Source organism: Streptomyces sp. NPDC101151 (genome assembly GCF_044768335.1).
Taxonomy (GTDB): domain Bacteria; phylum Actinomycetota; class Actinomycetes; order Streptomycetales; family Streptomycetaceae; genus Streptomyces.
In genome coordinates this window covers 12,335-39,183 of record NZ_JBIWPP010000020.1, presented here as the reverse complement: position 1 = coordinate 39,183, position 26,849 = coordinate 12,335, and the positions used below count along the sequence as shown (strand labels likewise).

General features: G+C 72.5%; 27 protein-coding genes and 1 pseudogene. 21 read left to right on the top strand and 7 right to left on the bottom strand.

Annotation, left to right across the window (positions count from 1 at the left end; translation table 11 throughout):
• Positions 1-196: 196 nt before the first annotated feature.
• The 9 genes and pseudogenes from ACIRU3_RS30320 to ACIRU3_RS30280 form a co-directional block, all read left to right on the top strand.
• Positions 197-1,099: pseudogene (locus tag ACIRU3_RS30320) on the top strand (helix-turn-helix domain-containing protein); the annotation flags it as partial.
• Positions 1,100-1,154: 55 nt separating this feature from the next.
• Entirely contained in the window at positions 1,155-1,772 is a 618-nt protein-coding gene (locus ACIRU3_RS30315) for a Uma2 family endonuclease (protein WP_404062758.1), read from the top strand.
• Between the two features lie 33 nt (positions 1,773-1,805).
• A complete protein-coding gene (gene mshB / locus ACIRU3_RS30310; protein ID WP_404062756.1) occupies positions 1,806-2,666 on the top strand; it encodes an N-acetyl-1-D-myo-inositol-2-amino-2-deoxy-alpha-D-glucopyranoside deacetylase in 861 nt (286 codons plus the stop codon).
• A complete protein-coding gene (locus ACIRU3_RS30305) occupies positions 2,663-3,079 on the top strand; it encodes a DUF6113 family protein (RefSeq protein WP_404062753.1) in 417 nt (138 codons plus the stop codon). The genes mshB and ACIRU3_RS30305 overlap by 4 nt, the downstream gene beginning before the upstream one ends.
• A gap of 155 nt (positions 3,080-3,234) precedes the next feature.
• A complete protein-coding gene (locus ACIRU3_RS30300; protein ID WP_404062750.1) occupies positions 3,235-5,535 on the top strand; it encodes a hypothetical protein in 2,301 nt (766 codons plus the stop codon).
• Positions 5,536-5,675: 140 nt separating this feature from the next.
• Positions 5,676-6,605: an ABC transporter ATP-binding protein gene (locus tag ACIRU3_RS30295; protein WP_404062747.1), complete on the top strand. Its 930-nt coding sequence runs from the start codon at positions 5,676-5,678 to the stop codon at positions 6,603-6,605.
• Positions 6,602-7,342, top strand: a complete 741-nt coding sequence (locus ACIRU3_RS30290) for an ABC transporter permease (protein WP_404062744.1) — start codon at positions 6,602-6,604, stop codon at positions 7,340-7,342. The genes ACIRU3_RS30295 and ACIRU3_RS30290 overlap by 4 nt, the downstream gene beginning before the upstream one ends.
• A complete protein-coding gene (locus ACIRU3_RS30285) occupies positions 7,339-8,532 on the top strand; it encodes a sensor histidine kinase (protein ID WP_404062741.1) in 1,194 nt (397 codons plus the stop codon). Before ACIRU3_RS30290 ends, ACIRU3_RS30285 begins: the two co-directional genes overlap by 4 nt.
• Positions 8,529-9,143, top strand: coding sequence for a response regulator (locus ACIRU3_RS30280; RefSeq protein WP_404062738.1), 615 nt, complete (start codon positions 8,529-8,531; stop codon positions 9,141-9,143). The genes ACIRU3_RS30285 and ACIRU3_RS30280 overlap by 4 nt, the downstream gene beginning before the upstream one ends.
• A gap of 4 nt (positions 9,144-9,147) precedes the next feature.
• On the opposite strand, the gene ACIRU3_RS30275 is transcribed toward ACIRU3_RS30280, so the two are convergent.
• A complete protein-coding gene (locus ACIRU3_RS30275) occupies positions 9,148-10,014 on the bottom strand; it encodes a tetratricopeptide repeat protein (protein WP_404062736.1) in 867 nt (288 codons plus the stop codon).
• Between the two features lie 162 nt (positions 10,015-10,176).
• Positions 10,177-11,298, bottom strand: a complete 1,122-nt coding sequence (locus ACIRU3_RS30270; RefSeq protein WP_404062734.1) for a GNAT family N-acetyltransferase — start codon at positions 11,296-11,298, stop codon at positions 10,177-10,179.
• 140 nt (positions 11,299-11,438) lie between these two features.
• On the opposite strand from ACIRU3_RS30270, the gene fdxA reads away from it, so the two are divergent.
• Both fdxA and ACIRU3_RS30260 read left to right on the top strand, forming a co-directional pair.
• Positions 11,439-11,759, top strand: a complete 321-nt coding sequence (fdxA, locus tag ACIRU3_RS30265; RefSeq protein ID WP_404062731.1) for a ferredoxin — start codon at positions 11,439-11,441, stop codon at positions 11,757-11,759.
• Positions 11,760-11,915: 156 nt separating this feature from the next.
• Positions 11,916-13,013 (top strand): bifunctional succinyldiaminopimelate transaminase/glutamate-prephenate aminotransferase, encoded by a 1,098-nt coding sequence (locus tag ACIRU3_RS30260; protein WP_404062728.1) that lies wholly within the window; start codon positions 11,916-11,918, stop codon positions 13,011-13,013.
• 79 nt (positions 13,014-13,092) lie between these two features.
• Here ACIRU3_RS30260 and ACIRU3_RS30255 read toward each other — a convergent pair whose 3' ends face one another.
• Positions 13,093-13,536, bottom strand: coding sequence for an ATP-binding protein (locus ACIRU3_RS30255; protein WP_404062725.1), 444 nt, complete (start codon positions 13,534-13,536; stop codon positions 13,093-13,095).
• 275 nt (positions 13,537-13,811) lie between these two features.
• Positions 13,812-14,804 carry a heavy metal transporter gene (locus tag ACIRU3_RS30250; protein WP_404062723.1) on the bottom strand — a complete coding sequence of 331 codons (993 nt, stop codon included), beginning with the start codon at positions 14,802-14,804 and terminating at the stop codon, positions 13,812-13,814.
• An 86-nt stretch (positions 14,805-14,890) separates the two neighbouring features.
• Between ACIRU3_RS30250 and dapE the strand changes: the two genes are divergently transcribed.
• Together dapE and ACIRU3_RS30240 are read left to right on the top strand one after the other, a co-directional pair.
• A complete protein-coding gene (gene dapE / locus ACIRU3_RS30245) occupies positions 14,891-15,970 on the top strand; it encodes a succinyl-diaminopimelate desuccinylase (protein ID WP_404062721.1) in 1,080 nt (359 codons plus the stop codon).
• Positions 15,971-16,092: 122 nt separating this feature from the next.
• Entirely contained in the window at positions 16,093-16,851 is a 759-nt protein-coding gene (locus tag ACIRU3_RS30240) for a TIGR00730 family Rossman fold protein (RefSeq protein WP_404062719.1), read from the top strand.
• A 60-nt stretch (positions 16,852-16,911) separates the two neighbouring features.
• On the opposite strand, the gene folP is transcribed toward ACIRU3_RS30240, so the two are convergent.
• Positions 16,912-17,772, bottom strand: a complete 861-nt coding sequence (gene folP, locus ACIRU3_RS30235) for a dihydropteroate synthase (protein ID WP_404062717.1) — start codon at positions 17,770-17,772, stop codon at positions 16,912-16,914.
• A gap of 125 nt (positions 17,773-17,897) precedes the next feature.
• Between folP and ACIRU3_RS30230 the strand changes: the two genes are divergently transcribed.
• Together ACIRU3_RS30230 and ACIRU3_RS30225 are read left to right on the top strand one after the other, a co-directional pair.
• On the top strand, positions 17,898-18,248 hold the full coding sequence (locus ACIRU3_RS30230; protein WP_404062715.1) for a DivIVA domain-containing protein: 351 nt from the start codon (positions 17,898-17,900) through the stop codon (positions 18,246-18,248).
• Positions 18,245-18,841, top strand: a complete 597-nt coding sequence (locus tag ACIRU3_RS30225; RefSeq protein ID WP_404062712.1) for a DNA-3-methyladenine glycosylase I — start codon at positions 18,245-18,247, stop codon at positions 18,839-18,841. Before ACIRU3_RS30230 ends, ACIRU3_RS30225 begins: the two co-directional genes overlap by 4 nt.
• Before the next feature lie 265 nt (positions 18,842-19,106).
• Here the strand turns inward: ACIRU3_RS30225 and ACIRU3_RS30220 are convergent, their stop codons facing one another.
• Entirely contained in the window at positions 19,107-19,910 is an 804-nt protein-coding gene (locus ACIRU3_RS30220) for an enoyl-CoA hydratase/isomerase family protein (protein WP_404062709.1), read from the bottom strand.
• A gap of 374 nt (positions 19,911-20,284) precedes the next feature.
• On the opposite strand from ACIRU3_RS30220, the gene ACIRU3_RS30215 reads away from it, so the two are divergent.
• Positions 20,285-20,452 (top strand): DUF3117 domain-containing protein, encoded by a 168-nt coding sequence (locus ACIRU3_RS30215; RefSeq protein ID WP_018544333.1) that lies wholly within the window; start codon positions 20,285-20,287, stop codon positions 20,450-20,452.
• 84 nt (positions 20,453-20,536) lie between these two features.
• Here the strand turns inward: ACIRU3_RS30215 and ACIRU3_RS30210 are convergent, their stop codons facing one another.
• Positions 20,537-21,220: an O-methyltransferase gene (locus ACIRU3_RS30210; RefSeq protein WP_404062707.1), complete on the bottom strand. Its 684-nt coding sequence runs from the start codon at positions 21,218-21,220 to the stop codon at positions 20,537-20,539.
• Between the two features lie 240 nt (positions 21,221-21,460).
• On the opposite strand from ACIRU3_RS30210, the gene sigE reads away from it, so the two are divergent.
• The 5 genes from sigE to ACIRU3_RS30185 all read left to right on the top strand — a co-directional run bounded on the left by sigE (position 21,461) and on the right by ACIRU3_RS30185 (position 26,708).
• Positions 21,461-22,177 (top strand): RNA polymerase sigma factor SigE, encoded by a 717-nt coding sequence (gene sigE / locus ACIRU3_RS30205; RefSeq protein WP_404062704.1) that lies wholly within the window; start codon positions 21,461-21,463, stop codon positions 22,175-22,177.
• Positions 22,174-23,184, top strand: coding sequence for an anti-sigma factor family protein (locus ACIRU3_RS30200; RefSeq protein ID WP_404062701.1), 1,011 nt, complete (start codon positions 22,174-22,176; stop codon positions 23,182-23,184). The genes sigE and ACIRU3_RS30200 overlap by 4 nt, the downstream gene beginning before the upstream one ends.
• A gap of 133 nt (positions 23,185-23,317) precedes the next feature.
• Entirely contained in the window at positions 23,318-25,096 is a 1,779-nt protein-coding gene (locus tag ACIRU3_RS30195; protein ID WP_404062698.1) for a trypsin-like peptidase domain-containing protein, read from the top strand.
• Between the two features lie 86 nt (positions 25,097-25,182).
• Positions 25,183-25,632 carry a sec-independent translocase gene (locus ACIRU3_RS30190; RefSeq protein WP_404062695.1) on the top strand — a complete coding sequence of 150 codons (450 nt, stop codon included), beginning with the start codon at positions 25,183-25,185 and terminating at the stop codon, positions 25,630-25,632.
• 401 nt (positions 25,633-26,033) lie between these two features.
• The gene (locus tag ACIRU3_RS30185) at positions 26,034-26,708 is read left to right on the top strand and encodes a hypothetical protein (protein ID WP_404062692.1); all 675 of its coding nucleotides are present in this window, start codon (positions 26,034-26,036) and stop codon (positions 26,706-26,708) included.
• Positions 26,709-26,849: the final 141 nt, after the last annotated feature.

Here is a 26,849-nt window from a genome sequence, read left to right as displayed (position 1 = left end):
GAACCCCACCAAACCCCACCCCTCCCGCCCGTGGCCCGCGCTCACTCGGCCGGGTGAACATCCCCGGATCGACTGGATTCCGCAGCCCTCGGCACCCCTACGCTCAGCGCGACACAACCGCAGACATGCGACGGCCCCCGCCGGGACGGCAATCCCAGTGCGAGGGCCTGACCACCGAGGAAGAGGCAACTTCCCGATGGGTACCCAGCACCCTAGCGTGCCGCCGCACGCCCAGGCCCGTATCGCGGGCAACAAGCACCCGAACCAGGGCCACCACACCGGCGGACTCGTGCACGACAACACGCGCCACACCGCCCGCTTCACAGTGATCGGCAACCACCTCACCCAGCACCCGGACCTCTCCCTCCTCGCGATCGGTCTGGCCTGCCACATCCAGTCGCTGCCGAAGGGCGTTCGCGTCGACATCAAGACCCTCGCCGCACGCTTCCCCGAAGGGGCGACCCGTATCGCCGCCGCGCTGCGCGAACTGGAGGCCCACGGCTATCTCCGCCGCGAACGCCAACGCGTCCCTGGCGGCCGCATCGTCACCCGCACGACCTCCTGCAACCAGCCGGCGGCCCGACACCACGCCGACAGGCCGAGCTGCCCCGACCGCCCCGCCCCCCGCGGCCCCGACGGCGCCCGAACGGCGGCAGCGCCCAGCGGCCACACACCCGCCCGCACCCGCAAACCTCTCCCCGCCGTACCCCGGCCGGCCTGCACTGCCCCGGCCTTGGTCCGGTCCGCCGCCGATCTCCTCGCCGACCTGCGCCGCCACGATCCACGTCTGCTCCTGTCAGCAGCCGACACGGCACACCTGGCCCCCGGCGTCGCCGCCTGGCTGGAGCGCGACATCAGCCCCACCGCCGTACGGCAGGCACTGACCGCTGACCTGCCACCCGAGGGACTGCACCGGCCCGCCGCCCTGCTGGCCCACCGCCTCGTCGCCCTGTTGCCGCCCCCACCCCCGTTCCGTGCACCGACCGCCCCGCCGTCCGTACGGCACCCGCTCCAGACCTGCGACGGCTGTGATCGCGCCTTCCGAGCACCCGGACCCGGCCGCTGCCGCGACTGCCGATGCGATGTTCTGGAGGCCGCCCAGCATGAACGTGACGATCCTTGCCCCTGGGCACAGAAGACGAGGAGCGAGCGCCATGACCATCGCACCGGACAACGCGCGGCAGGGTGCCTCCCACATCTACCGGGCCATGCGGGACCTCGTTCAGTCCATGGACGACACCATTCCTGGCAAATTCGAGATCACGAAGAAGGGGATCGTCCACGACATGTTGGCGCCGATCGGGCCGCACGAGCTGACCACGCTGCACCTTCGGAAGCGGCTTGAAAGAGTCATGCCGGAAGAGATCGTCGCGCACACGGGAGAACCCGACGTCGAGAACGAATCCGAGGGCATCCTGCGGCGCCCTGATGTGATGGTGATTACCTGGGAGGACATGGAGGTGCCAGGCTCCTTCGATCCCCGCACCCTCATTGCCGCCATCGAGATCGTCTCCCGCTCCAACCCGGACAACGACTGGGTGGGCAAGCTCCGCGACTATCCCCTGATGGGCATCCCGGTCTACGCGATCTTCGATCCCCGCACCGGCACCGGCGCCGTACTCACCGACATCCACTCCACCCCGGAGGGTCCCCGCTACGCCACCCGCAAGGACTTCGTCTACGGCGAGGACGTCACCATCGCCGACTGGACGATCCCGACGGACGGCCTGCCGCGCTACAGCGGCGAGAGTACTCCGGATCCCCGATCCTGAACGTCGCACGCGAGAGCCTCGTAGGGTGGCCCCATGACGGATCTGCCCTCCCGGCGTCTGCTGCTGGTGCACGCACACCCGGACGACGAGTCGATCAACAACGGCGCGACCATGGCCAGGTATGCGGCCGAGGGCGCCCATGTGACGCTGGTCACCTGCACCCTCGGTGAGCGGGGGGAGGTCATCCCGTCCGGACTGCGGCATCTGAGCGGCGCCGCGCTGGGCGCACACCGGCGCGGGGAGCTGACCGCCGCACTGCGCGAGCTGGGCGTCGTCGACGTGCGGCTGCTCGGCGGTGCAGGGCGCTACGGCGACTCCGGCATGATGGGCATTCCCGACAACGAGGACCCCGCCTGCTTCTGGCAGGCCGACCTCGACGCGGCCGCCGGATCGCTCGCCGAGGTGATCCTGGAGATCCGCCCGCAGGTCCTCGTCGCGTACGACGACAACGGCGGGTACGGCCACCCGGACCACATCCAGGCCCACCGCGTCGCCATGCGGGCCGTCGAGCTGGCGGCCGAACAGGGCCACCGGATCCAGAAGGTCTACTGGAACCGCGTCCCGCGCTCCGTCGCCGAGGCCGCCTTCGCCCGGCTCGAGGACGAGCTGCCGGCCCTCCCGTTCGCCAAGAGCGCGAGCGTGGCCGACGTGCCGGGTGTGGTCGACGACGAACGGATCACCACCGCGGTCGACGGCGGCGCATACGCCGCGGCCAAGGCCGCCGCGATGCGTGCCCACGTCACCCAGATCGAGGTGGCCGAGCCGTACTTCGCGCTCTCCAACGAACTGGCCCAGCCGCTGTTCACCACCGAGTACTACGAGCTGGTGCACGGCGAGGCGCGGCCCGGGGAGACCGACCTGTTCGCCGGTGTCGCCGCCGAGGAGACGTCATGAGCGCCCCAGGACGCGGCTCCATGCTCGCCCAGCCGCTGCAGCGCCCCCTGATCGGGCGGATCGCGGCCTGTGCCGGGCTGTTCGTGCTCGGTGCGATCGTCGGACTCGCCGGAACCCTGGTCCAGGCCGCCTGGTTCCCGGGCGGGCTGCTGCTCGCCCTCGCGGGCGCCGGCGGGCTCTTCCTCGGCGGGGCGTACGCGCTCGGCGGCCGGGCCGGAGCGGTCGCTCCGGTGGCCGGCTGGATCATCGCCGTCATCCTGCTCACCGCCAGCCGCCCGGAGGGAGACTTCCTGTTCGGCGCGGGAGGCGGCTCCTACCTCTTCCTGCTCGGTGGCATGGCCCTGGCTGTGATCTGTGCCACCCTTGCCCCCGGGCGGCAACCCCGGGGCGGCCCTGCCCGACTTGGCAAGTGACGTACCACTTCGCCGTACGGCGCACGTGCGAGTCCGGTGTGGGTTTCCTCAGCGGTCATGGGATGCGCGCCAGACGTGGCCAGTATGGTGGTGCGCGCCGCCGAGCTGCCCGCTGAGGTGTGAACGGGCGGCGGAGCCAACCGGGAGAACCTGCCTTGAGTCGTGAAACTGACACTCCGTCCTCCGGGCCCAACGGGACCGGCGGAGCCGCATACCCCTCGGGAACGCCGCCGTACGGGACCCCCATGGCCTCCGACGCCGGTGCGGACACGGGCCGTTCGGCCACACAGCCCGGGGAGCGCAAGACCGAGACCACGCTGACGACCCGGATCCGGATCAACATCCCCGGATCCCGGCCCATCCCGCCGGTCGTCGTGCGTACGCCCGTCCAGGACGGCGATGCCGCCCGGGACGACTCCGGTACCGACCCGCGGCCGGCTCCCGCCGCCGCGGCGCCCACCGGCACCGTCGACCCCCCCGCCGAGCCCGCGCCGCAGCCCGACGACAAGACCAGCGACTGGTTCGCGCCCCGCAAGTCCGGCGCCCCCAAGGGCGGTCCGGGCGGCGGCGGCACGAACGGGGCCGGGACGCCGGGCGGTTCCGCCGCACCGGGCGCCCGGCCGAGTGGTCCGGCTGCCTCCGGTGCCACCGGCGCGCGCCCCGGCGGCGGCCGCCCCGGCGGGGTGGTCGGCTCGATGAGCGCGCCGGGCGGCGCCCGCCCCGGCGGCACGAACGGCTCGGGCCTGCCCGGCGCCACCGGCGGCCCCGTTGCGCCGGGACACGGTGGCGGCACCGGCTCCTTCGACGTGACCGAGGCGCTGGCCGCGGGCCCGCTGGGCGGCTCCCGCTCCGGCGCGAGCGGCGGCGAGCCGAGCCGCGACGACCTGCCGTACTTCGCGGACAACGGCGGCCAGAGCGGCTTCGGGGGCGTCCCCGGCGCCAGCGGCGTGAACGGGCCCGGCGGTCCCGGCGGGCCCAGTGGTTTCAACGGGCCGAGCGGCCAGGGCGGCCGTGGCCCGCAGGGCCCGGCGGGCCCCACCAGCGGCCCGGTGACCGGCAACGGACCGTTCGTCCCGCCGACCGCTCCGCGGAGCGCGCTCAGCGACCTGGACAGGGACCCCGGCGAGCCCTTCGACGCTCCCGGCGGCTACGACACCGGCAGCCATCACCTGCCCGGCGGCGCGAACGGCCGTCCCGGCCAGGGCGGTCCGCTCGCCGACGGCGCGTTCACCGCGCCCGGCACGGCGCCCGGTACCGGCCCCGGCGGGGGCCTGAGCGACGACACCGCGATCCTCACGCCGCAGCAGCCCGCCCCCGGACCGGGCACGCCCGGATACCGCTCCCCGGACAACGTGTCCGGCCACACGGTCACCAGCGGCATCCCGATCGTCCCGTCCGCCGGAAACGTCCCGTTCGGACCCGGCGGGCACCCCGAGGGCCCGGTGCCGCACACGGCACCCAAGCTGCCCGATCCGGCCCCGCAGCCCAAGGCCGGGGCCAGGCCGAAGAAGAAGGGCCGCAGCAAGCTGGTGCTGCTCGGCGTCGGCGTGTTCGTCCTCGGAGGCGGTGCCTACGGCGCCGGGCTGCTGATGAACCACACCGACGTGCCCAAGGGCACCACCGTGCTCGGCGTCGACATCGGCGGCGGCACCCGCGACGAGGCCGTCAAGAAGCTCGACGACGCCTTCGGCAGCCGGGTGAACAAGCCGCTGAAGCTGGCCGTGGGCGGCAGGACGGTGTCCCTGACGCCGGACAACGCGGGCCTGCAGTTCGACTTCCAGAGCACGGTCGGCGAGGCCGCGCAGAGCGACTACAACCCGGTCTCCGTGATCGGCTCCCTCTTCGGTCAAAGTCGGGTCGTCGAGCCGGTCATGCCCGTGGACGAGGAGAAGCTGCAGGCCGCGCTCCAGCAGGCCGGCGGGGGCTCCGGCTCGGTCACCGAAGGCACCATCCAGTTCAAGGCCGGCAAGGCCGTGGCCGTCTACGGCAAGGCGGGCAAGGCCATCGACGCGGGCCGGTCGACCCAGGCGGTCGAACAGGCGTACCGCACGCTGGTGGAGACGGGCACGGCGACTCCGGTGACCGTGCCGACCGCCACCAAGCAGCCCACGGTCTCGAACGCCGAGGTCGACCGGGAGATGAAGGCGTTCGCGGAGCCGGCGATGTCGGCCATTGTCACCGTGCGGACGGATGCCGCGCACTCGATCCCGCTGAGTCCGCAGAACTCGCTGTGGAAGTTCCTCAGGGTGGAGGCCGTCGAGGGCGGCAAGCTGACCGACAAGCCCGACCTGGCCGCCCTGAAGCAGCTGTACGGCCAGACCTTCGACGGCGTGCTGATCACCCGGGCCAACGGCAAGAAGACGGCCGTCACACCGGAGGACGTCTACGTCGCCCTCCGCCAGGCGCTGACCAGCAAGACCAACCGGATCGCCGTCATCGACACGAACCCCAACTAGCACTGCCGCAGAGGGGCCGCCCGGCACGGCCGTCGGGCGGTCCCTCCGTCGTGTCACCCGAACCGCATGACATCTGTCATCCGGCACTCGGGACCGCCGACACTGCCGGGCCCCCGGCCCCCTCGGCCACCATTGAGGACATGACAACGACAGCGGCACCGGCCACCACCACCCCGGTGGTCGGGTTCGACCAGGTGACCAAGACGTACGGGAGCGTACGGGCCGTCGACGGGCTCTCGCTCCGGCTGTACCCGGGGGAGACCGTCGCCCTTCTCGGCCCGAACGGCGCCGGCAAGTCCACCACCCTCGACCTGCTGCTCGGGCTCAAGCACCCCGACAGCGGCACGGTCGGCGTGTTCGGCACGAGCCCGCGCGAGGCGATCGTCGCCGGGCGGGTGGGGGCCATGCTGCAGAGCGGCGGGCTGATGGACGAGGTCACCGTCGCCGAGCTGGTGAAGCTGGCCTGCTCGCTGCACCCGAAGCCGTACAGCGCAACCGACGTCCTCGCCCGGGCGGGCATCACACAGATCGCCGACCGCAAGGTCAACAAGCTCTCCGGCGGCCAGGCCCAGCGCGTCCGCTTCGCGCTCGCCACCGCCGGCGACAGCGACCTGATCGTCCTGGACGAGCCGACCACCGGCATGGACGTCTCCGCCCGCCAGGCCTTCTGGGCCACCATGCGGGAACAGGCCGACCAGGGCCGGACGGTCCTCTTCGCCACCCACTACCTCGAAGAGGCCGACGCCATCGCCGACCGCGTGCTCGTGCTGCACCGCGGCCGCCTCCTCGCCGACGGCACCGCCGCCGAGATCAAGGCCAAGGCGGGCGCCCGCCGGGTCTCCTTCGACCTGGAGGGCACCATCGACGAGCCGGCCCTGCGCGGCCTGCCCTTCCTCACCTCGGTCGACGTGTCGGGCCAGACCGTCCGCATCCAGTCGTCCGACGCCGACGCGACCGTCCACGCCGTCTACGGCCTCGGTCTCTACCCCCGCAACCTCGAAGTCGCCGGCCTCGGCCTGGAGCAGGCCTTCGTCGCCATCACGGAGGCCGAGGAGGCCAGGCAGTCATGAACGCGCTGATCAAACTCGAACTGACCCGCGCCCTGCGCAACAAGAAGTTCCTGTTCTTCTCGGTGCTCTATCCCTCGCTCCTCTTCCTGATCTTCGGCGGCACCGCCGGGGCGAACGAGAAGGTCACCGGGAGCGGCCTGACGGTCGCCACCTACCTGATGGTCTCCATGGCCTCCTTCGGCGCCCTGACGGCCGTCCTGATGGGCAACAGCGAGCGCATCGCCAAGGAGCGCGAGAACGGCTGGGTACGGCAGCTGAGGCTCACCCCGCTGCCCGGACGGGGCTACGTCCTGGCCAAGACCGCCGGCGCGGCCGTGGTCAGCCTGCCGTCGATCATCATGGTGTTCCTCGTCGCCGCGGCCGTGAAGGACGTACGCCTGGACGCCTGGCAGTGGCTCGCGCTCACCGGCGTCATCTGGGCCGGGAGCCTGGTCTTCGCCGCGCTCGGCGTCGCCATCGGCTACCTCGCCTCCGGCGACGCGGTGCGCCCCATCACGATGATCATCTACTTCGGCATGTCGCTGCTGGGCGGCCTGTGGATGCCCTCGACGACCTTCCCGCAGTGGTTGCAGGACATCGCCGAGTGGCTGCCCACGCACGCGTACGCTGCTCTGGGGCGGGCGATCGAGCAGAGCCAGGCCCCGAGCGCCCAGGACATCGCCATCCTCGCCGTCTCCTTCGTCCTCTTCGCGGGCGGCGCGGCCTGGCTGTACCGGAAGGACACGCTGAAGGCGTGAGCACCATGACGGAAGAGCAGACGGCCGGTGCCATGGCGGACACGCCCGTGGGCCGGCCACCCGGCAACCGGCGTGAGCTGATGGCCAAGCTGCTGTGGATCGGTGTCTGGCTGGTCTTCCTCAGCTCACCCATCGAGGACCTGATCAACGGCGACCACACCACGCGCGCCACCGTGGCCGGCACGCTCGGCCTCATGGCCTTCGTCGGGGTGTACCTGAGCCTGGTCTTCCGCAACATGGGCCGGCCGTTCTCCGGGCGGACCGTCGTCGTCCTGATCGTGTTCCTCGGTGTCCTCGCGCCGGTGCTGGCCTACACCCTCGGCAGCGCCTGGCTCGGACTCTTCGTCTACCTCTCGGTGGCGTGCGGGGCGACCCTGCCGGTGCGGGCGGCCTACTGGGCCATCCCGGCCTCGGGCGCCCTGATGTACGCGGTCGGGGTGCACTCCAACGAGAAGGAGGCCCGGGGCCTGCTCCTGCTGACCCTGCTCATCGGGTTCGCGATGATCGGCGTCGGCCAACTGGTCCGTACGACCGTCGAGTTGCGCAAGGCACGGGCCACGGTCGCTCAGCTCGCCGCCAACGAGGAGCGGCTGCGCCTCGCCCGCGACCTGCACGACCTGCTCGGCCACTCCCTCTCCCTGATCACGCTGAAGAGCGAGCTGGCCGGCCGGATGCTCCCCGACCACCCCGACAAGGCGGCCCAGCAGGTCGCCGACATCGAACAGGTCAGCCGCCAGGCCATGGTCGACGTCCGCGAGGCCGTCACCGGCTACCGCCGCCCCCGCCTCGCGGCCGAGCTCGCCGGCACCCAGGTCGCCCTGACCGCCGCCGGCGTCGTGGCGGAGACACCCGCCGAACCCGACCTCACGGACGTCCCCGAGGAGGCCGAGTCCGTCCTCGCCTGGGCGCTGCGCGAGGCGGTCACCAACGTGGTCCGGCACAGCGGCGCCGACAGGTGCGTCGTCCAGATCCTGCGCCGCCAGACGCTGGACGGCCCGGTGCTCGAACTCTCCGTCGAGGACAACGGATCCGGCGGCTCGGGCAAGGGGCCCGGCAACGGTCTCACCGGCCTGACCGAGCGGCTGGAGAAGGCCGGCGGCACGCTGGAGGCGGGCCGGGTCAAGCACGGTTTCCGGTTGGTCGCCCGGGTGCCTGCGGCCGCCTCGGCGGACGTAGGATCCGGGGCATGACGAGCATGATCAAGGTCCTCCTGGCGGAGGACCAGTCGATGGTCCGCGAGGCCCTCGCCGCCCTGCTCGGCCTGGAGGACGACATCGAGGTCGTCGCCCAGGTCGCGCGCGGCGACGAGGTGCTGGCGGCCGTCGGCGCACACGGCGTGGACGTGGCGCTGCTCGACATCGAGATGCCCGGCTGCTCCGGTATCGAGGCGGCGGCCCAGGTGCACCGCGAGCACCCCGCGGTCAAGCTCGTCGTCCTCACCACCTTCGGCCGCCCCGGCTATCTGCGCAGCGCCATGGAAGCGGGCGCCGACGCCTTCCTCGTCAAGGACGCACCGGCCGCGCAGCTCGCCGCCGCGGTCCGCAAGGTGCTGTCCGGCGAACGGGTCATCGACCCCACCCTGGCCGCGGCGGCGCTGGCCGAGGGCGCGAACCCGCTGACCGACCGGGAACGCGAGGTGCTCCGCGCGGCGGCCGACGGCTCCACCAACGCGGAACTGGCCCAGGCCCTCCACCTCTCCCAGGGCACGGTCCGCAATTACCTCTCCACGGCCATCCAGAAGCTCGCGGTTCGCAACAGGGCGGAGGCCGTGCGGACCGCGCGCGAGAAGGGCTGGCTCTGAGCACTCAGTTGAGCATCGCCCGGGCTGTCCGGGCCTGCTGCCGCACCTTCCGGGCAGCCGGTTCGTCGACGACCTCGATCAGATGGGCGTACGCCTCCAACTCGGCCGCCCCTTCCATGAACTCCCCGCGCTGCACCAGCAGTTCACCGCGCTCGTGCCGCAGACGGGCCGGATGCGAGGGCAGCAGCAGTCCCAACTCGACGGCCCGCAGAGCGACATCCGACCTCTCGGGCCGAGCGGCGGCCCATGCCCTGACGTTGTTCAGGATCCGCTGAACGACCTCCAGAGGCCTCGCCGGCACCAGCATCGAAGGTTCGAGGGGGGTCCCCGTGGCCCCCACCACCAGCAGCTCGGCGTCCGCCCCGGTGAGCACCCTGCCGCCGTCGAACGGATCGGCCAGCACCTGCTCCTCAGCCGTCCCGAGCCCGACCACGAAGTGCCCGGGCAGCGCGACGCCGTACACCGGCGCCCCGGCCCGTCGTGCGACCTCCATCCACACCACCGACAGCAGGATCGGCAGCCCGCGCCGCCGCCGGAGCACCTCGTGCAGCAGCGAGGACTCCAGCCGCTGGTAGTCGGCGGGGGTCCCGTGGAACTCGTAGCGCTCACCCAGCAGCCGGCGCAGCGCCTGTGCCCACGCGTGCGGCCCGCCCGGACGGTACGGCAGCTGCCCGGCCAGCCGGTCCAGCTCCAGCTGCGCCGTATCGACACCGGCCTCGTCCAGCGAGCCGTCCGCCTCCGCCCCGATCAGCAGACACAGCGCCGACAGATCGGGCCGCTCACAGCGCGCCTCCTCGCCGAACAGCCGCCGCACCTCGGCGGACCGCTCCGGCGGGGGCGGGTACGGAGGCGGAAGCCGGGGATGCCGCATGCCTGGCTCATGCCCGTCCACGGCGATCCCTACGACCGTCGGACGGGGGTGTTCCCGGGTGCCGGGTGACGGCTGTGGTGCGGACGGCGCCGGCGGACCTGGTCCGCCGGGCTCCGGTGTCCGCGGCGGCGTTCGCCCGGGCCCCCGTCCCGGCCCCGGCGCTCACTCCGTCGTCCCCTGATCGTCGGCGCGGTCGTGGGCTTCCGGGGCGCGGTAGTGGTGGTACGCGTGGTGCGGGGTCATGCCGAGGCCGGCGTACAGGGCGTGCGCGGCCCTGTTGTCGTCCTCCACCTGGAGCCAGGCCGCCGAGGCACCCTCGTCCAGGGCGCGGCGGGCCAGCGCGGACATCACCTCGGTGGCCAGGCCCCGGCGCCGTCGGCCGGGGTCGACCTCCACGGCCGCGAATCCCGCCCAGCGGCCGTCCACCACGCACCGGCCGATCGCCGCCGGCGGCTCACCCGGCGCGCCGGGCACGGACGCGAACCACACGGACGGCCCTACCTCGCTCCCGGCTTCGCCCGATCGGGGGGATCCCGATCCGAGCACCCGCAGGGCCACCTCGCTCATGCCCTTGCGCTGGTACCGGGCGAGCCATCTCTCGTCCGCCTCCCGGGACAGCACCACCCCGGCGCCCTCGGCCCGGTCCGCGATCGGCGCCAGCGCACCGATCCACACCGCGGCGGTCACCTCCCGCACCCAGCCGCGCCGCTCCAGCTCCGCGCACAGCAGCTCCTGCGTGCCCTCCGCGCCGGTGGCGGTCTGCACATAGGCGGGCAGACCGCGCTCGCCGTACCAGCGCCGCACGGCGTCCAGGGCCGCGTCCAGCGGAAGCCCCGGATCACCGAGCGGCAGCACACTGTTGGCGCGCCGGGTGAAGCCCGTCCGTCGCCCGGCCGCCACCCCCGTCGGACGCGCTTCGCGCGGCCCCTCCTGGACCGCGGCCCGCAGCTCCCACTCGCCGAGCCGCTCGCTCTCCACCGGCCGCCACGCGCGCGAGGCGATGCGCGCCAGCTCCGGGTAGCTCGCCGCGGGTCCCCGGCGGCGCGCCGGCTCGGCGGGCACCACCTTCCCCGCGACCAGCGTCGACTCGGCGATCCGGGCACTCCGCCCGTCCCGCCGTGTGATCATGAGCACCCCGTCGTCCCATGATGTGAGAACACCCACCGTGTCGGTGAACTTCTCTCCTGCCGCCCCAGGTTCACCGAGGCACCGTACGGAGACCCGTTTGCCCACGTCAGCAGCGGTGATACGGACTTCGAGACGCGCTCGCGCCGAGATTTCCACTGGTCAGTTCACCCCTCCTGTACGGATCATGCCCCGGAACGGAGATACTAGGGGCGGGCATCGACGACGCCGCGCTCCCGCGCGCCAGGCGGCGGAGCCTGAGGAGGCCCGCCAGCGCCCTACCGAGGAGGAACGACAGCGTGACCTACGTCATCGCAGAGCCTTGTGTCGACGTCAAGGACAAGGCGTGCATCGAGGAGTGCCCGGTCGACTGCATCTACGAGGGCCAGCGGTCCTTGTACATCCACCCGGACGAATGCGTCGACTGTGGTGCCTGTGAGCCGGTCTGCCCGGTCGAGGCGATCTTCTACGAGGACGACACTCCGGAGGAGTGGAAGGACTACTACAAGGCGAACGTCGAGTTCTTCGACGAGCTGGGCTCTCCCGGCGGCGCCAGCAAGCTGGGCCTGATCGAGCGCGACCACCCCTTCATCGCCGCGCTGCCGCCGCAGGGCGAGTGACCGTCTAGGCGGCCGACGGCCCGCTCCCCCGGTTCCCGGCCCCGCCCGAACCGGGGGACCTCCAGCGCCGCCTCGGTCCCGTACGGCCCGATCGCCTTGATCGCCGCCGTACGGGACCGAGGCGTTTGCCGTACCGATGAAAGCGAGCAAGATCCCGTGTCCGCAGTCTCCGACCGCCTTCCGACGTTCCCCTGGGACAAGCTCGAGCCGTACAAGAAGACGGCCGCAGCGCACCCGGACGGCATCGTCGACCTGTCCGTCGGCACGCCGGTCGACCCGGTCCCCGAACTGATCCAGAAGGCCCTGATCGACGCGGCCGACTCGCCGGGCTACCCGACGGTCTGGGGCACCCCCGCGCTGCGTGACGCGATCACCGGCTGGCTGGAGCGCCGCCTGGGCGCCCGCGAGGTCACCCACCGCCACGTCCTGCCGGTCGTCGGCTCCAAGGAACTGGTCGCCTGGCTGCCCACCCAGCTGGGCCTCGGCCCGGGCGACAAGGTGGCCTACCCGCGCCTGGCCTACCCGACCTACGAGGTCGGCGCCCGCCTGGCCCGCGCCGGGTACGAGGTCTACGACGACCCGCGCGACCTGGACCCGGCGAACCTGAAGCTCCTGTGGCTGAACTCGCCGTCGAACCCCACGGGCAGGGTCCTCTCCAAGGACGAGCTGACCGGCATCGTCGCCTGGGCCCGCGAACACGGCGTCCTGGTCGTCTCCGACGAGTGCTACCTGGAGCTGGGCTGGGAGGCCGACCCGGTCTCGGTCCTGCACCCCGATGTCAACGGCGGCTCCTACGAGGGCCTCGTCGCCGTGCACTCCCTCTCCAAGCGCTCCAACCTGGCCGGCTACCGCGCCGCCTTCGTGGCGGGCGACCCGGCCGTCCTGGGCCCCCTGCTGGAGATCCGCAAGCACGGCGGCATGATGACCTCGGCGCCGACGCAGGCGGCCGTGGTGGCGGCCCTGGGCGACGACGAGCACGTCCGCGCGCAGCGCGAGCGCTACGCGGCCCGTCGCACGGCCCTGCGCGAAGCCCTTGTGAGCCACGGCTTCCGCATCGAACACAGCGAGGCGAGCCTCTACCTCTGGGCCACCCGGGACGAGTCCTGCTGGACCACGGTCGCCCACCTGGCCGAGCGGGGCATCCTGGTCGCGCCGGGCGACTTCTACGGCGTGGCGGGCGAGAAGTTCGTACGCGTGGCCCTGACGGCGACGGACGAGCGGGTCCGAGCGGCGGTGGCCCGCCTGACGGCGTAGCCCGTCCACGGCGCCACCGCCACCGCACACAGCAACGGGGCCCAGGGAACTCCCTGGACCCCGTTGTCATATGCGGGACTCAGCCTCCCAGCGGAGTGGCCGACAGGGGCGACGTCGCCAGGCCGCCCCCGGCGAGGGACGACCCCGGCAGCCCGCCCTTCGTCGCGGTGGACGTGGTGCCCCCGATGACACTCCCCGCGGCCCCGGCCGCATCTCCCACGGCCTTCTGCGCCGCGGGAGCGGTCTTCTTCACGGCACCGCCGCCGGTCTTGGCCGCGGCCGGGACCGTCTGCTTGACCGCCTTGCTGCCCGCGTCAGTCGCGAGGCCGGTGGCGTGCTGGGCCGCACCGTCGACGGTGTTGGCGGCGTTCGACCCGTCCAGCGCGGTCAGACCGCCGAGGTCCGGGGTGGCCGGCAGGTTCGTGGCCGCGCCGGCAGAGCCGGCCGCACCGACCCCGGCGGCCGCTCCCGCTGCGACAAGCAGCGCGGCACGGGCGATCCGGCGGGTCAGAGGGAGGGACATGATGCTCCATTCGACGGGTAGAGAAGGTGTCTGTGTCCGACTCGGACGCCGTGACTACCGCTCGAAGCCGACGAAGGTTGCGGAGGCCGAAGGTAAAGAATGGATAACGCATCGCATTATCGTTTGTGGATAAAAACGGGCAAAGGGCGCCCGCCCAAAACCCTGCAGAATCCTTACGGCCCTTGCATTTCCAAGGGATCCGGAAATCTCTCCGGAGTCCACGGGAAAGTGCGCGCATACCGAAGCCGCACCACTCGGCCGAGTGAGGCCCCGTACTACTGTCCGGTCACGATCCGGACCGCCCCCACGGACCTCTCCGCGCCCCCGGCCCCCTCGGAGCCGGCCGGGCGCCACTGGCTGCCGCCGTTCCCGGCGGTCCACTCCCGCCCCGCGTACGCCACGCGCTGGATGTGCAGCGCGGAGGAGTTGGCCACCGCCCAGTGCGCCAGCTGCCAGCCCCGCTGCCGCTCGCCGCGCCCCGTGGAATCCTTTCTCCCGCCCTCGGGCACCGGCACGGTCACCGTCCGGCCGTGCGCGGTCGCGGTCACACTCGGGGACGGCGACGGCGACGGAACCTCGGTACCGCCCACCTCCGCACCGGTCTCCTGCAGCGCGTCCCGCCCGAAGTCCCGGACCAGCGCGGCCCGTACCGCGTCGGGCCCGGTCGCCCCGGTGCTGTGTTCCGAGCGCCCGTCGCAGGTCAGCGTGGCCGCCGCCTGCCCGGTCAGCGCGGCCGCCAGCAGGGTGGCGTCCGGCTCGTGCTTGGCGTACGCCTCCGGGTAGCCGCTGCGCTGCACCCGTTGCGCGGCCACCGTCAGCGGCAGCTTCGTGTAGTCAGGCACCCTCGCCAGGTGCGCGTAGAACATGCCCGCCGCGTACGCCGGGTCCATGATCTGCCGCTCGGTTCCCCAGCCCATCGAGGGCCGCTGCTGGAACAGGCCCAGGGAGTCCCGGTCGCCGTGCTCGATGTTGCTCAGCCCCGACTCCTGGATGGCGGTCGCCAGCGCGATGGTCACCGCCCGCCCGGGCATGCCCCGCCCGGTGCCGACGGCGGCGATCGTGGCCGCGTTCACCGCCTGCTCGGGCGTGAACTCGTACGACGCCCCGTCGCCCGTGGCGGAGACCACCTTGCAGCCGCGCGCCCCCGCGCCGCCGGTGATGTACTGCACCACGAGATAGGCGGCGACGCCGCACAGGACCAGCAGCGCCGCGCCGACACGGAGGAGGCGGCCGCGGCGCTTGGGACGAATGGGGGACGGCTCTGGCACGCGTACAAGGTACTGGAGCCCCCGCCGGGCCTCACGCCCGGTCCGTGCTGCGCTGTGCGCCGGGCTCCCGCGTTAGGGTCGGGGCCATGCCCGACACCTCGCTCGACCTCACGCTGGACGCCGCCGCGCTCACCGCGCAACTCGTGGACTTCCCCTCCGAGAGCGGTACCGAGAAGCCCCTCGCGGACGCGATCGAGGCCGCCCTGCGCGCCCTGCCGCACCTGACGGTGGACCGGTACGGCAACAACGTGGTCGCGCGTACGGACCTGGGCCGCGCGGAGCGGGTCATCCTGGCCGGCCACATCGACACGGTGCCGATCGCCGACAACGTGCCGTCCCGGCTGGACGAGGACGGCGTGCTCTGGGGCTGCGGCACCTGCGACATGAAGTCGGGCGTCGCGGTGCAGCTGCGCATCGCGGCCACGGTCCCCGCCCCCAACCGCGACCTGACCTTCGTGTTCTACGACAACGAGGAGGTCTCCGCCGAGCTCAACGGCCTCAAGCACGTGGCCGAGGCTCACCCGGAGTGGCTGCGGGGCGACTTCGCGGTCCTGCTGGAGCCCTCCGACGGCCAGGTCGAGGGCGGCTGCCAGGGCACCCTGCGGGTGCTGCTGAGGACCACGGGCGAGCGGGCCCACTCGGCACGCAGCTGGATGGGCTCCAACGCCGTCCACGCGGCCGCCCCCATCCTGGCCCGGCTCGCCTCCTACCAGCCCCGCTACCCGGTCATCGACGGCCTGGAGTACCGCGAGGGCCTGAACGCGGTGGGCATCACCGGCGGGGTCGCGGGCAACGTCATCCCGGACGAGTGCGTGGTGAGCGTCAACTTCCGTTACGCCCCCGACCGCACCGAGGAGGAGGCGATCGCGCACGTCCGCGAGGTGTTCGCGGACTGCGGCGTCGAGGAGTTCGTGGTCGACGACCACAGCCCCGGCGCACTGCCCGGCCTCTCCCACCCGGCCGCGGCCGCCTTCATCGAGGCGGTGGGCGGCACCCCGCAGCCCAAGTACGGCTGGACGGACGTCTCCCGCTTCTCCGCGCTCGGCGTCCCCGCCGTCAACTACGGTCCGGGCAATCCGCACTTGGCGCACAAGCGGGACGAACGGGTCGAGGTGGCGAAGATCCTCGCGAGCGAGGAGCGTCTGCGGAACTGGCTCACCGCGTAGGAAGTCGCGCCGCCCGCCGGGCCGGAGCGGACATGCTCACGCCGGACATGCTCACGTCCCCCCTCCGTAACCCGCGTAGATCTAGGCTGAGCTCGAACCACCGGCAAGCGGAGGGAGCGCACATGGCTACCGGGAACCCCGAGGGGAAGAAGCAGCCGCCGGACGAGCAGCGGCTCGGGCCGGTCCTCCGACGGCGCAGTCAGGTCACGTCCAGTACGACCGACCAGCGGCTGCTGGACGCGGGTGGGCCCTCGGACTGGGTCCACACCGACCCGTGGCGGGTCCTGCGGATCCAGTCGGAGTTCATTGAAGGCTTCGGCACCCTGGCCGAACTTCCGCCCGCCATCAGCGTGTTCGGCTCCGCGCGTACGCCGGTGGACTCGCCGGAGTACGACGCGGGGGTGCGGCTCGGCCGGGGCCTGGTGGAGGCAGGCTGGGCCGTGATCACGGGCGGCGGCCCCGGCGCGATGGAGGCGGCCAACAAGGGTGCGTGCGAGGCGGGCGGCACCTCGGTGGGCCTCGGCATCGAGCTGCCCTTCGAGCAGGGGCTGAACCCCTACGTCGACATCGGCCTGAACTTCCGGTACTTCTTCGTCCGCAAGATGATGTTCGTGAAGTACGCGAAGGGTTTCGTCGTGCTCCCGGGCGGGCTCGGCACCCTCGACGAACTCTTCGAGGCGCTCACCCTCGTCCAGACCCAGAAGGTCACCCGCTTCCCGATCGTCCTCTTCGGCAGCGAGTACTGGGGCGGCCTGGTGACGTGGCTGCAGAACACCCTGGTGGCCCAGGGCAAGGCCGCGGAGAAGGACCTCCTCCTGTTCCACGTGACGGACGAGGTGGAGGAAGCGGTCGCCCTGGTCTCCAAGGAGGCCGGCCGCTGACCTCGGGATCCCGGGGGCTCCGGCCCCTGGGGTCACCCTCCTGAGGTCGGACCCCTGAGGTCAGGCCAGTCCGCGCCGGGCCACCGCGGGGGGCCGGTGACCGGCGATCGACGCCACCATCTCGACCACCTGGCGGGTCTCGGCCACCTCGTGGACTCGGTACACCTGTGCCCCGAGCCACGCCGACACGGCCGTCGTGGCCAGCGTCCCGATCAGCCGCTCCTTCACCGGGCGGTCCAGCGTCTCGCCCACGAAGTCCTTGTTGGACAGCGACACCAGCACCGGCCACCCCGTGGCGACCATCTCGTCCAGCCGCCGCGTCGCCTCCAGGCTGTGCCGCGTGTTCTTCCCGAAGTCGTGTCCGGGATCGATCAGCACCGACTCCCGGGGCACCCCCAGGGAAACGGCACGCTCGGCCAGCCCCACCGTCACCTTCAGGATGTCGTCCACGACGTCGTCGTACGTCACACGATGCGGTCGGGTGCGCGGCTGAACCCCTCCCGCGTGCGTGCACACCAGCCCCACCCCGTAGCGCGCGGCGACCTCCGCGAGCCCGGGGTCGACGCCGCCCCACGCGTCGTTCAGCAGATCCGCCCCCGCCTCGCACACCGCCTCGCCGACCTCGGCCCGCCAGGTGTCCACGCTGATGATCACGTCCGGGAAGCGGCGCCGCACCTCCGCGACGAACCCGACCGTACGTCGGGCCTCCTCCTCGGCCGTGACGTCCTCGCCCGGCCCGGCCTTCACCCCGCCGATGTCGATGATCGCGGCCCCCTCGGCCACCGCCCGCTCCACGTGCGCGAGGGCCGGCTCGTCGCGGAACGTGGCCCCCTGGTCGTAGAAGGAGTCCGGGGTCCGGTTCACGATCGCCATGATCACCGGCTCGTGCGGTGCGAATTCCCGCTTGCCCAGCCTGAGCATCGCCTGTGACCTCTCCTAGTACGTCCCGTGGTACGGCCGCCTGTGACCCTAACTGTCAGACTCGCATGGCACGATCGGAGCCTGACACATTCAGCTTCCGGCACATCGATGTGGGGACCTCAGCGATGGTTATGTTCTTGTTCCTGGTCGTCGCCCTCGCCGTCGTGGTGGCCGCGGTGACACTCGCCGTGGTGGGCGGCGGCGAGAGCGGCCCGCTGCCGGAGGCGGCCCCGGAGCGGCTGCAGGACCCGCTGCCCCCGGACCGCCCGGTCCACCGGGCGGACGTGGAGAGCGTGCGCTTCCCGGTCGCCCCGCGCGGCTACCGCATGGCGGACGTCGACGACGCCCTCGGCCGCCTCGCCGCCGAACTCGCCGAGCGGGACGCCCGTATCGCCGACCTGGAGTCCGCGCTGGCCGGCGCCCGCGCCGCCGCGCACGCCCGGCCGGCCAAGCCCGGCCAGGAGGAGCAGCGGTGAGTGACGGAACCGCCCTCGCCGGGCCCGACGGCGCGCTTCGCTGCCCGTGGGCCCTGTCGACCGAGGACTACGTGTCGTACCACGACGAGGAGTGGGGCCGCCCGGTCCACGGTGACGACGCCCTCTTCGAGCGGATCAGCCTGGAGGCCTTCCAGTCGGGGCTGTCCTGGATCACGATCCTGCGGCGCCGCCCGGGATTCCGTACGGCCTTCGCCGGCTTCCGGATCGAGAAGATCGCCACCTTCACGGACGAGGACCGCGAGCGTCTGCTGGCCGACCCGGGCATCATCCGCAACCGCGCCAAGATCGACGCCACGCTCGCCAACGCGCGCGTGCTCGCCGACTGGGCGGACGGCGAGCTGGACGAGCTGATCTGGTCCCACGCCCCCGACCCGGCCGGGCGCCCGGTCCCGAAGACCCTCGCCGACGTCCCCGCGGTCACCCCGCAGTCCACGGCTCTGTCGAAGGCGCTGAAGAAGCGCGGCCTCAGATTCGTCGGCCCGACGACGGCGTACGCGCTGATGCAGGCGTGCGGGCTGGTGAACGACCACCTGGAAACCTGTGTGAGCCGCACCAGCCCACCCGCCCCGTAGCTAGGGCCTGTCCGGCGGATCCGGAGGGAATCGCGGGGTCCGGGGCGCCCTCCCGCACTGCCTCAAGGGCGTGGGGCCCCTGCGGCGTTGTCGTCCGTTGCCGACACCCCCACGCTCGGCTGCGCCCGCGTGGGGGACCCCCATCGAATCGACGCCCTCCGCCGCCTTGCAGCTGGACGCACCAGACTCCGCTCAGCCGTGCTGATGAGGCGCTGTCGGCTGAAGCCGGCCTGATCCGCCGGACAGCACACCCCGGCGCCCTGCCTCAGCGGCCCAGGTACTTCGGCTTCTCCTTGTTCACGAAGGCCTGCACGGCGATCGCGTGGTCCTCGGACCCGCCGGCCCGGGTCTGCAGCTCGTCCTCCTTCTCCAGGGTCTCGGCGAGGGAGTGGGTCAGGCCGTAGGCCATCGCCTCCTTGAGCGCCGCGTAGGCCACCGTCGGGCCGCCGGCCAGGGCCCGCGCCACCTTCTCGCCCTCGGCGCGCAGCTCGGCCGAGGGCACCAGCCGATTGACGATGCCCAGCTCCAGGGCGTCCTGCGCGCTGATGCTGCGCGGGAAGAGCAGCAGATCCGCGGCGCGGCCCGGGCCGACCACCCGGGGCAGCGTCCAGGAGATGCCGGAGTCCGCGGTCAGCGCGACCCCCGCGAAGGAGGTGTTGAAGGCCGCCGTGTCGGCCGCCACCCGGTAGTCCGCGGCGAGCGCGAAGCCGAAGCCGGCCCCGGCCGCGACCCCGTTCACCGCGGCGACGACCGGCTTCGGCGCCCCGGCCAGCGCCTTCACGATCGGGTTGTAGTGCTCCTTGACCGTGCTCATCGTGTGCCCGGACCCCGTCTCACGGTCCGATGCCAGCAGCCCGATGTGCTCCTTGAGGTCCTGGCCCACGCAGAAGGCCCGGTCGCCCGCGGCGGTCAGCAGGATCGCCCGTACGGCGGTGTCCCCGGCCGCCGATTCCGCCGCCTCCCGGAGGGCGACCTTGGTCTCGATGTTCAGCGCGTTCATCGCCTCGGGGCGGTTCAGCGTGATCGTCGCGAGTCCGTCGCTCACCTCGTAGAGCACGGTGTCGGCCATGGCGCATCCCCTCCGGGGTCGTCGCTGGTGACGTACCGCTCAGTACGTCGTGTCTGAAGGACAGCATGTCGGAGATCGCCGCCCAAGGGCCGGACCGGACGTGTGACCTGCGTCAAAGAAATCTGGAGCGGAAACCGCTCGGCGGGCGTGCGCGAGGCGGCGAAGTATCGCAGCCACATCCCCGAATTGAGTGGTTTTGCTCGCGCGCGTTGCTCAAGCGATGCCGACTGATGTTGGTCATCGGGTCCTGAGATGCGGGATAATGGCTTGGAAGCAATGTGTTCGATGCCGGTGTCGCGTGTCCGTCACGGATCGTGGCTGCCCTCCCGGGGCCGTCGGCAGACGATGAGCTGGTTTCAGGAAGGGGAACGAGCATGGCGGCCATGAAGCCGCGGACGGGCGATGGCCCGCTCGAGGTGACCAAGGAGGGGCGGGGCATCGTCATGCGCGTTCCGCTCGAAGGCGGCGGTCGACTCGTCGTCGAGCTGACCCCTGACGAGGCCGAGGCGCTTGGCGACGCCCTCAAGAAGGTCGTCGTCTGACACCCCGAGATCCTGTCCTTCCGGCTGCCCCGGCATCGTGTGAGGTGCCGGGGCAGTCGCGTTCCCGGACCGGCGCCCCGGAGGTCAGCGCTTGACGGCGCACAGCAGGCCGTCGCCCACCGGCAGCAGCGAGGTCACCAGTTCCTGGTTCTCCCGCACCGTGCGCAGCAGCTCGCGCAGCCGTAGCACCTCCGTGGGCTGCGGCCCCGAGTCGACCGTACGGCCGTTGGCGAAGATGCCCTCGAAGACGACCAGACCGCCCGGGCGCAGCAGGCGCAACGATTCAGCGAGGTAATCCGCGTACTCCAGCCGGTCCCCGTCACAGAAGACGAGGTCGTATCCGGCGTCCGCGAGCCGGGGCAGCACGTCCAGGGCGCGGCCGGGGATGAACCGGGCCCGGTTGCTGGCGAAGCCGCAGGCACGGAAGGCCTGCCGGGCGAACTGCTGGTGGTCCGGCTCCGGGTCGACCGTGGTGAGCACCCCGTCGGGGCGCATGCCGTGCAGCAGATGGATTCCGGACACTCCGCAGCCGGTGCCGATCTCCGCGACCGCCTTCGCGTCCACGGAGGCGGCGAGCAGTCGCAGCGCGGCGCCCGTGCCGGGCGACACCGAGCGCAGCCCTGCCTCCCGGGCCCGGTCACGGGCCCAGCGCAGCGCTTCGTCCTCGGCGACAAAGGCGTCGGCGAACGCCCAGCTCGTCTGCCGGTTGGCGGTAATGACCCTCTCCTGTCCCCGTGGTTGCCTGGGCGTGACTGTATCCGTTGGCACCGGGAACCCGCAGATGGGACCAGGCGTTTAAAGGGATGAGCCGGTGGCCCGGGACGCGACGGGGGGTATGAGGTGGATCAGGACGCCGAGCACATGCAGACGCAGCAGTATCAGCGCGTATCAAATTCTCGTAAAACCGCTTATCCGGAGCTAACGGGCGAGGTGGCTATGGTAGGGGCTCCACTGGACACCACCAGAGCCGACAGGGGAGGTGCGGCTGCGCCCGGGGACCGGGGTGGAGTGCTGCGGCGCTTCCTCGGATCGGCGGGCAGGCCGAAATCCGTGACCGACACCGCTGCTGACCACCGCCACGCCGCCGGCTTCGCCGCGGGCGAGGCCCAGACCGCGACCTTTTCCACCGACGCGGACGGGCAGGCCTGGACTCCGCCCACGTGGGAGGAGATCGTCAGCACGCACAGCGGCCGGGTCTACCGGCTGGCCTACCGCCTCACGGGCAACCAGCACGACGCCGAGGACCTCACCCAGGAGGTCTTCGTCCGTGTCTTCCGCTCCCTGTCGACGTACTCGCCCGGCACGTTCGAGGGCTGGCTGCACCGCATCACCACCAACCTGTTCCTGGACATGGTCCGGCGCAAGCAGCGCATCCGCTTCGACGCCCTCGGCGAGGACGCGGCCGAGCGCCTGCCCAGCCGCGAGCCCAGCCCGCAGCAGGTCTTCAACGACGCCCACTTCGACGCGGACGTCCAGCAGGCTCTGGACACCCTCGCGCCCGAGTTCCGCGCCGCGGTCGTCCTGTGCGACATCGAAGGACTGTCGTACGAGGAGATCGCCGCGACCCTCGGCGTGAAGCTCGGCACGGTCCGCTCCCGCATCCACCGTGGCCGCTCCCAGCTCCGCAAGGCCCTCGCCCACCGTTCGCCGGAGGCGCGGAAGGCCGAGCGGCGCTCCTTCGTGGCCCGTGTCCCCGCTCTGGGGGGAGGGGGCGCGACCGCGTGAGTGGATCTCGACCGAAACCTGCTCAGGCGCACTTCGCCGAGCAGCACCTGGGAGACCGGCTCTCCGCCCTGGTGGACGGAGAGCTCGGTCATGAGTCGCGTGAGCGCGTCCTCGCGCACCTGGCCACCTGTGCTCGGTGCAAGGCGGAGGCGGACGCCCAGCGCCGGCTGAAGAACGTGTTCGCGGAGGCGGCACCGCCACCCCCCTCCGAGAGCTTCCTGGCCCGCCTCCAGGGCCTCCCCGGGGGAGGTGACGTCGACGGCGACGGCACGCCGGCACCCGGGGGCGGACTCTTCGGGCGAGGCCCCGAGCCCGGCGTCTTCGGCATGAGGCGCGGCGAGCGCTTCGAGTTCGGCTACGTCCCCGCCGCCCCCGCTCCCGCCCCGGCCCGTTCCGTCGCTCCCGAGCAGGGCGGATTCCGCATCCATCCCGTCGGCCGCCCGGACGCCGACCGCTCCGCCTCGCGCGGACTGCGGTTCGCGTTCGCCGCCGCCGGCGCGGTATCGCTGGCCGCCGTCGCCCTCGGCGGCGTGACCACCGCCATCCCCGGCGACGTGGCCGCGGACGCCCGGAGTGGCTCCGGCACCGGCAACGTGGTCCCGTCCCGCTCGTCGGGCACGGGCGCGGGCGCGGCGACGCCGGACTCCCAGCGCCGCCGCGCGGTGGGACCGCTGCTCGCCCAGGGCAGCAGCCTGCTCGGCCAGACGTCGGCGGCGCCGACCTCCATGTCCGCGCCGCTGGTGCCCGGAGTGCCGGCCCCGGGGACCGGCCAGGTCCAGGGCACCGGGCACGACCTCACCGCACCGGTGATGGCGGGCGCGGCAGCGGTCTCCCCGCTGATACGCCCGCTGAGCGAGATCTCGCCGTTCTCCCTGACCGCCTGGTCCGCGACTCCCCAGCAGACCGGGCCCGGCCCACTGTCCGCCCCCGTCCCCGACCCCGCCTCCGCTCCCGCCGCCCCCACCGGGCCCTCCATCTCCCCCTCGTCCCCTCAGCAAGCCCCCTGACCTGCCTCTACGCCCCGGCCGCTGAACCTGGTTGAATCCTGTGAGGCCGTGCCCGCGGCGATGACCCGGGCACGGAGTCGACGTTCCGCGGCCACCGCCGATGCGGGGGGCCGCGGCCAGCCGTGGGGAGAGCATGAACGAGGGGAACCCGACGTCCGTCCCGCCGGGGGAGCAGCGGGACCAGGGGGAGCAGACGTCGGCGGGGGAAACACCGGCGAGGCCCGCCGTCGAGGCCGTGGCGCCTGCCGACGGTGACTTCGAGCTGGCCAAGCCCGTGCCGCCCGGGGCGCACTCCGCTGCCGTACCGCCGGCCGAGCGGCCCGAGCCCCTGCACGACCCGGACCCCTACAGCACCCCGCCGTACGGCGGACCGGGCCCCTGGGCGCCCGCGCCACCGGTGCAGCACCCGGCGGCGCCCCCGGCCCAGGAGACGGCCGTACCGGCCCCTGCGGCCCCGCATCCACCTGCGTCTCCCCACACACCGGCGCAGACGCCCGCGCCCGCGCAGCCGGCTCCGCACGCGCCGGCCCACATGGCTCCGCCCCCCTCGGCGGATGCACCGCCGACCGCGCCGGCGGATCCGTCGGCGCACGCCCCGATGGAGCAGCCCGCGCCCACCCCCGTGGCTCCGACCGCGGCCGGGCCGGCCGGGCCGGAGCCGGGCATCGCCGTTCCGCCGGAGCAGGCCGCCGGCCCCTGGCAGCGCTACGACCCCTGGGCCGCTTCCCCCGTCGGGCAGCAGCCCCCGGTGCACGGGCCGCTGCAGCAGACCGGTGCCGCGGTGCCCACCGAGCAGCAGCGCCGCAGGCGGGGCATACGGCTGCTCCTCGGCTGGACCCTGCTGGTCGCCGTCGTCTCCAGCGGCATCGGCGGGCTCGTCGGCGCCTATGTCGAGCGTGCGGGCGTGGGCGACGTGCATCTGCCGCAGGCCGGAAAGGCGCCCGCCGGACGGGCGCCGGACAGTGTCGCCGGGATCGCGGCCCGGGCGCTGCCCAGCGTCGTCACGCTGCATGTGCGCGGCGCCGACGAGGCGGGCACAGGCACCGGCTTCGTACTCGACTCCCTCGGGCACATCCTCACCAACAACCACGTCGTCCAGCCCGCCGCGTCCGGCGGCGAGATAACCGTGACGTTCAGCAGCGGCGACACCGCCAAGGCGAAGGTCGTCGGCCGTGACAGCGGATACGACCTGGCGGTCGTCCAGGTGACCGGCGTCCACGGACTCACGCCCATGCCCCTCGGCAATTCGGACGGCGTCCGGGTCGGCGACCCCGTCGTCGCCATCGGCGCCCCCTTCGACCTGGCCAACACGGTCACCTCCGGCATCATCAGCGCCAAGGAACGGCCCATCACGGCCGGCGGGGAGAAGGGCGACGGGAGCGATGTGTCGTACGTCGACGCGCTGCAGACCGACGCCCCGATCAACCCCGGCAACTCCGGCGGCCCGCTCCTCGACTCGCGGGCCCGGGTCATCGGCATCAACTCCGCCATCCGCTCCGCCGACGCCGGCGGCTCCGACTCCGGGAGCGGACAGGCCGGCTCCATCGGCCTGGGCTTCGCCATCCCCGTCAACCAGGCCAAGCGGGTCGCCGAGGAACTGATCAACAAGGGCCGGGCCACTCACCCCGTCATCGGCGTCACCCTCGACATGGGGTACACCGGCGACGGCGCCCGTATCGACAGCCGGGCACGCGACGGCGGCCCCGCCGTCGCCAAGGGCGGCCCCGGCGACCGCGCCGGTCTCAGGGCGGGTGACCTCATCACCGAGGTCGACGGACAGCGCGTCCACTCGGGCGAGGAGCTGATCGTCAAGATCCGTGCCCACCGGCCGGGCGACCGGCTGCGTCTGACGGTCGAACACGGCGGCGACCGGGAGATCTCACTCGTGCTGGGCGCTTCGGCGCACAACTGACGGAAGTCTCACCTCGGGACGGTACCGGTCCGCCAGGTACGCCGGGTACCGTTGAGCGACCGAGGACATCGCAAGGGGAGCGTCAGGTGTTCAATGACATAGGGCCACTCGAGCTGGTCACCATCATTGTGCTCGCCGTGCTCGTCTTCGGTCCGGACAAGCTCCCGAAGGTCATCCAGGACGTGATGCGCACGGTCCGGAAGATCCGCGAGTTCTCGGAGAGCGCCAAGGAGGACATCCGCAGCGAGCTCGGTCCCGAGTTCAAGGACTTCGAGTTCGAGGATCTGAACCCCAAGACGTTCATCCGCAAGCAGCTGGACAACGACGATCTGGGGCTCAAGGAGATCCGCAACGGCTTCGACCTGAAGAAGGAGATGGCCGAGGTCACGGACGCCGTCCACGGCCGCGAGGGCGAGTCCTCGGCATCGTCCCCGTCCTCCTCGTCCCCCTCGTCCGGCGGGCGCATCGACATGACCAAGAAGCCCGAGGACACCGGCAAGGACGACCGTCCCCCCTTCGACGCGGACGCCACCTAGGGCACCTGGGGGGTGTCGTTCGGATCACCCCGGGTCCGCGACGCCCGGCACGGCACCTCGCCGCGTCGTCGCATCACCCGGGTACGCCCGGTACACGGGTGATGTTCCGCCTTGCGATGCACCGCACCCTGCGCCGCGGCCTGATCCGGGGTGATCCGCACGGCACCCCCTGGCCGGCCCCGACACGCACGCGGACCCGGCGGCGTACGTGACGCGTTTCATAGCGCGCACTCGCCGCACAGGCCGCGAACACGCCTTCTGCGCGCCCCACGCGCCCGGTGGTTTCCCTGCTGATCCCAGCGGTGTGGATATGCTGCCGAGTTGTTGTGCGGACCGGACGAGTACGCCCGAAGGGGGGCGGGCAGCCCCGGTCCGACTAGATCGAGGAGGCGTCCGGGCAGATGGAGACGACGAGTCGGGTGGGCGCGCAGGCGCCGGCCGCGGAGGGCGGACAACAGCTCCCCTCCGCCCGGCGTACGGTCGACGGTTACCTGCAGGCGCCGTTCCCGTGGTACGGCCTCGACGAGGCGTTCACGGGGCCACGCTGGCTGATGCAGGTCGGCATGGCGGCCGACGGTGCGGTCGAACACGGATCGATCGGGCACGGTGACGAGCCTTCCGTGCGCAACGAGCACGTTGCCGCGTCCGCGGCGGACGAGCCCAGGGAGAAGTTCGCGGTCGTGGTGACCGTGGCCGCGAATCCGTCCCGGCGCAGTGCCGACGGTACCGGGCTGCTGGAGGCGACGTCGGTGTCCTCGGCGGCGTGGCTGGCGGGGGTAGGGCTGCTGTCGTTCACCTGGCCCGGGCAGATGGACCACAGCCTGCGGGACGACTGGCTGGAGCAGCAGACCGAGACCGCGTGGGCGCTGGCGGACGATCTCGACGGGCCCGAGTGGTCCACCCTGTCTCTTCCGGTGGACGGGGTGCCCATGCCCTTCCACTACCGGGAGTCCGAGTTCGGGTGGGTGCTGGCCGGTTCCACCGAGGCCGGCGTGCATGTCGGGGCCTATGGACGGGGGATGAGCGCGTACGGTCTCGGGTTCGCGATGATCAAGGATCTTGCCGCGTACGCATGAGAAAACTTGCCGCGTACGCATGAGAAAAGGGGCGCCGGTGTGCGGGCGCCCCTTCCTCAGGGGGCTGAGAAGGCATCTTCCGAACCGGGTTCCCTCGAGCGGCGCTCGGTCACCGAATCAGGGCGACAACCGCTGCCTCGA

Excerpts from the sequence above, each read along its gene's own strand:
- ACIRU3_RS30290 (WP_404062744.1), top strand. The coding sequence starts at position 6,602 with ATGAACGCGCTGATCAAACTCGAACTGACCCGCGCCCTGCGCAACAAG.
- ACIRU3_RS30315 (WP_404062758.1), top strand. The coding sequence starts at position 1,155 with ATGACCATCGCACCGGACAACGCGCGGCAGGGTGCCTCCCACATCTAC.
- ACIRU3_RS30185 (WP_404062692.1), top strand. The coding sequence starts at position 26,034 with ATGGAGACGACGAGTCGGGTGGGCGCGCAGGCGCCGGCCGCGGAGGGC.
- ACIRU3_RS30195 (WP_404062698.1), top strand. The coding sequence starts at position 23,318 with ATGAACGAGGGGAACCCGACGTCCGTCCCGCCGGGGGAGCAGCGGGAC.
- ACIRU3_RS30220 (WP_404062709.1), bottom strand. The coding sequence starts at position 19,910 with ATGGCCGACACCGTGCTCTACGAGGTGAGCGACGGACTCGCGACGATC.
- ACIRU3_RS30240 (WP_404062719.1), top strand. The coding sequence starts at position 16,093 with ATGGCTACCGGGAACCCCGAGGGGAAGAAGCAGCCGCCGGACGAGCAG.
- ACIRU3_RS30275 (WP_404062736.1), bottom strand. The coding sequence starts at position 10,014 with ATGCGGCATCCCCGGCTTCCGCCTCCGTACCCGCCCCCGCCGGAGCGG.
- ACIRU3_RS30295 (WP_404062747.1), top strand. The coding sequence starts at position 5,676 with ATGACAACGACAGCGGCACCGGCCACCACCACCCCGGTGGTCGGGTTC.
- ACIRU3_RS30305 (WP_404062753.1), top strand. The coding sequence starts at position 2,663 with ATGAGCGCCCCAGGACGCGGCTCCATGCTCGCCCAGCCGCTGCAGCGC.
- ACIRU3_RS30230 (WP_404062715.1), top strand. The coding sequence starts at position 17,898 with ATGGTTATGTTCTTGTTCCTGGTCGTCGCCCTCGCCGTCGTGGTGGCC.
- mshB (WP_404062756.1), top strand. The coding sequence starts at position 1,806 with ATGACGGATCTGCCCTCCCGGCGTCTGCTGCTGGTGCACGCACACCCG.
- ACIRU3_RS30280 (WP_404062738.1), top strand. The coding sequence starts at position 8,529 with ATGACGAGCATGATCAAGGTCCTCCTGGCGGAGGACCAGTCGATGGTC.
- folP (WP_404062717.1), bottom strand. The coding sequence starts at position 17,772 with ATGCTCAGGCTGGGCAAGCGGGAATTCGCACCGCACGAGCCGGTGATC.
- ACIRU3_RS30255 (WP_404062725.1), bottom strand. The coding sequence starts at position 13,536 with ATGTCCCTCCCTCTGACCCGCCGGATCGCCCGTGCCGCGCTGCTTGTC.
- ACIRU3_RS30215 (WP_018544333.1), top strand. The coding sequence starts at position 20,285 with ATGGCGGCCATGAAGCCGCGGACGGGCGATGGCCCGCTCGAGGTGACC.
- dapE (WP_404062721.1), top strand. The coding sequence starts at position 14,891 with ATGCCCGACACCTCGCTCGACCTCACGCTGGACGCCGCCGCGCTCACC.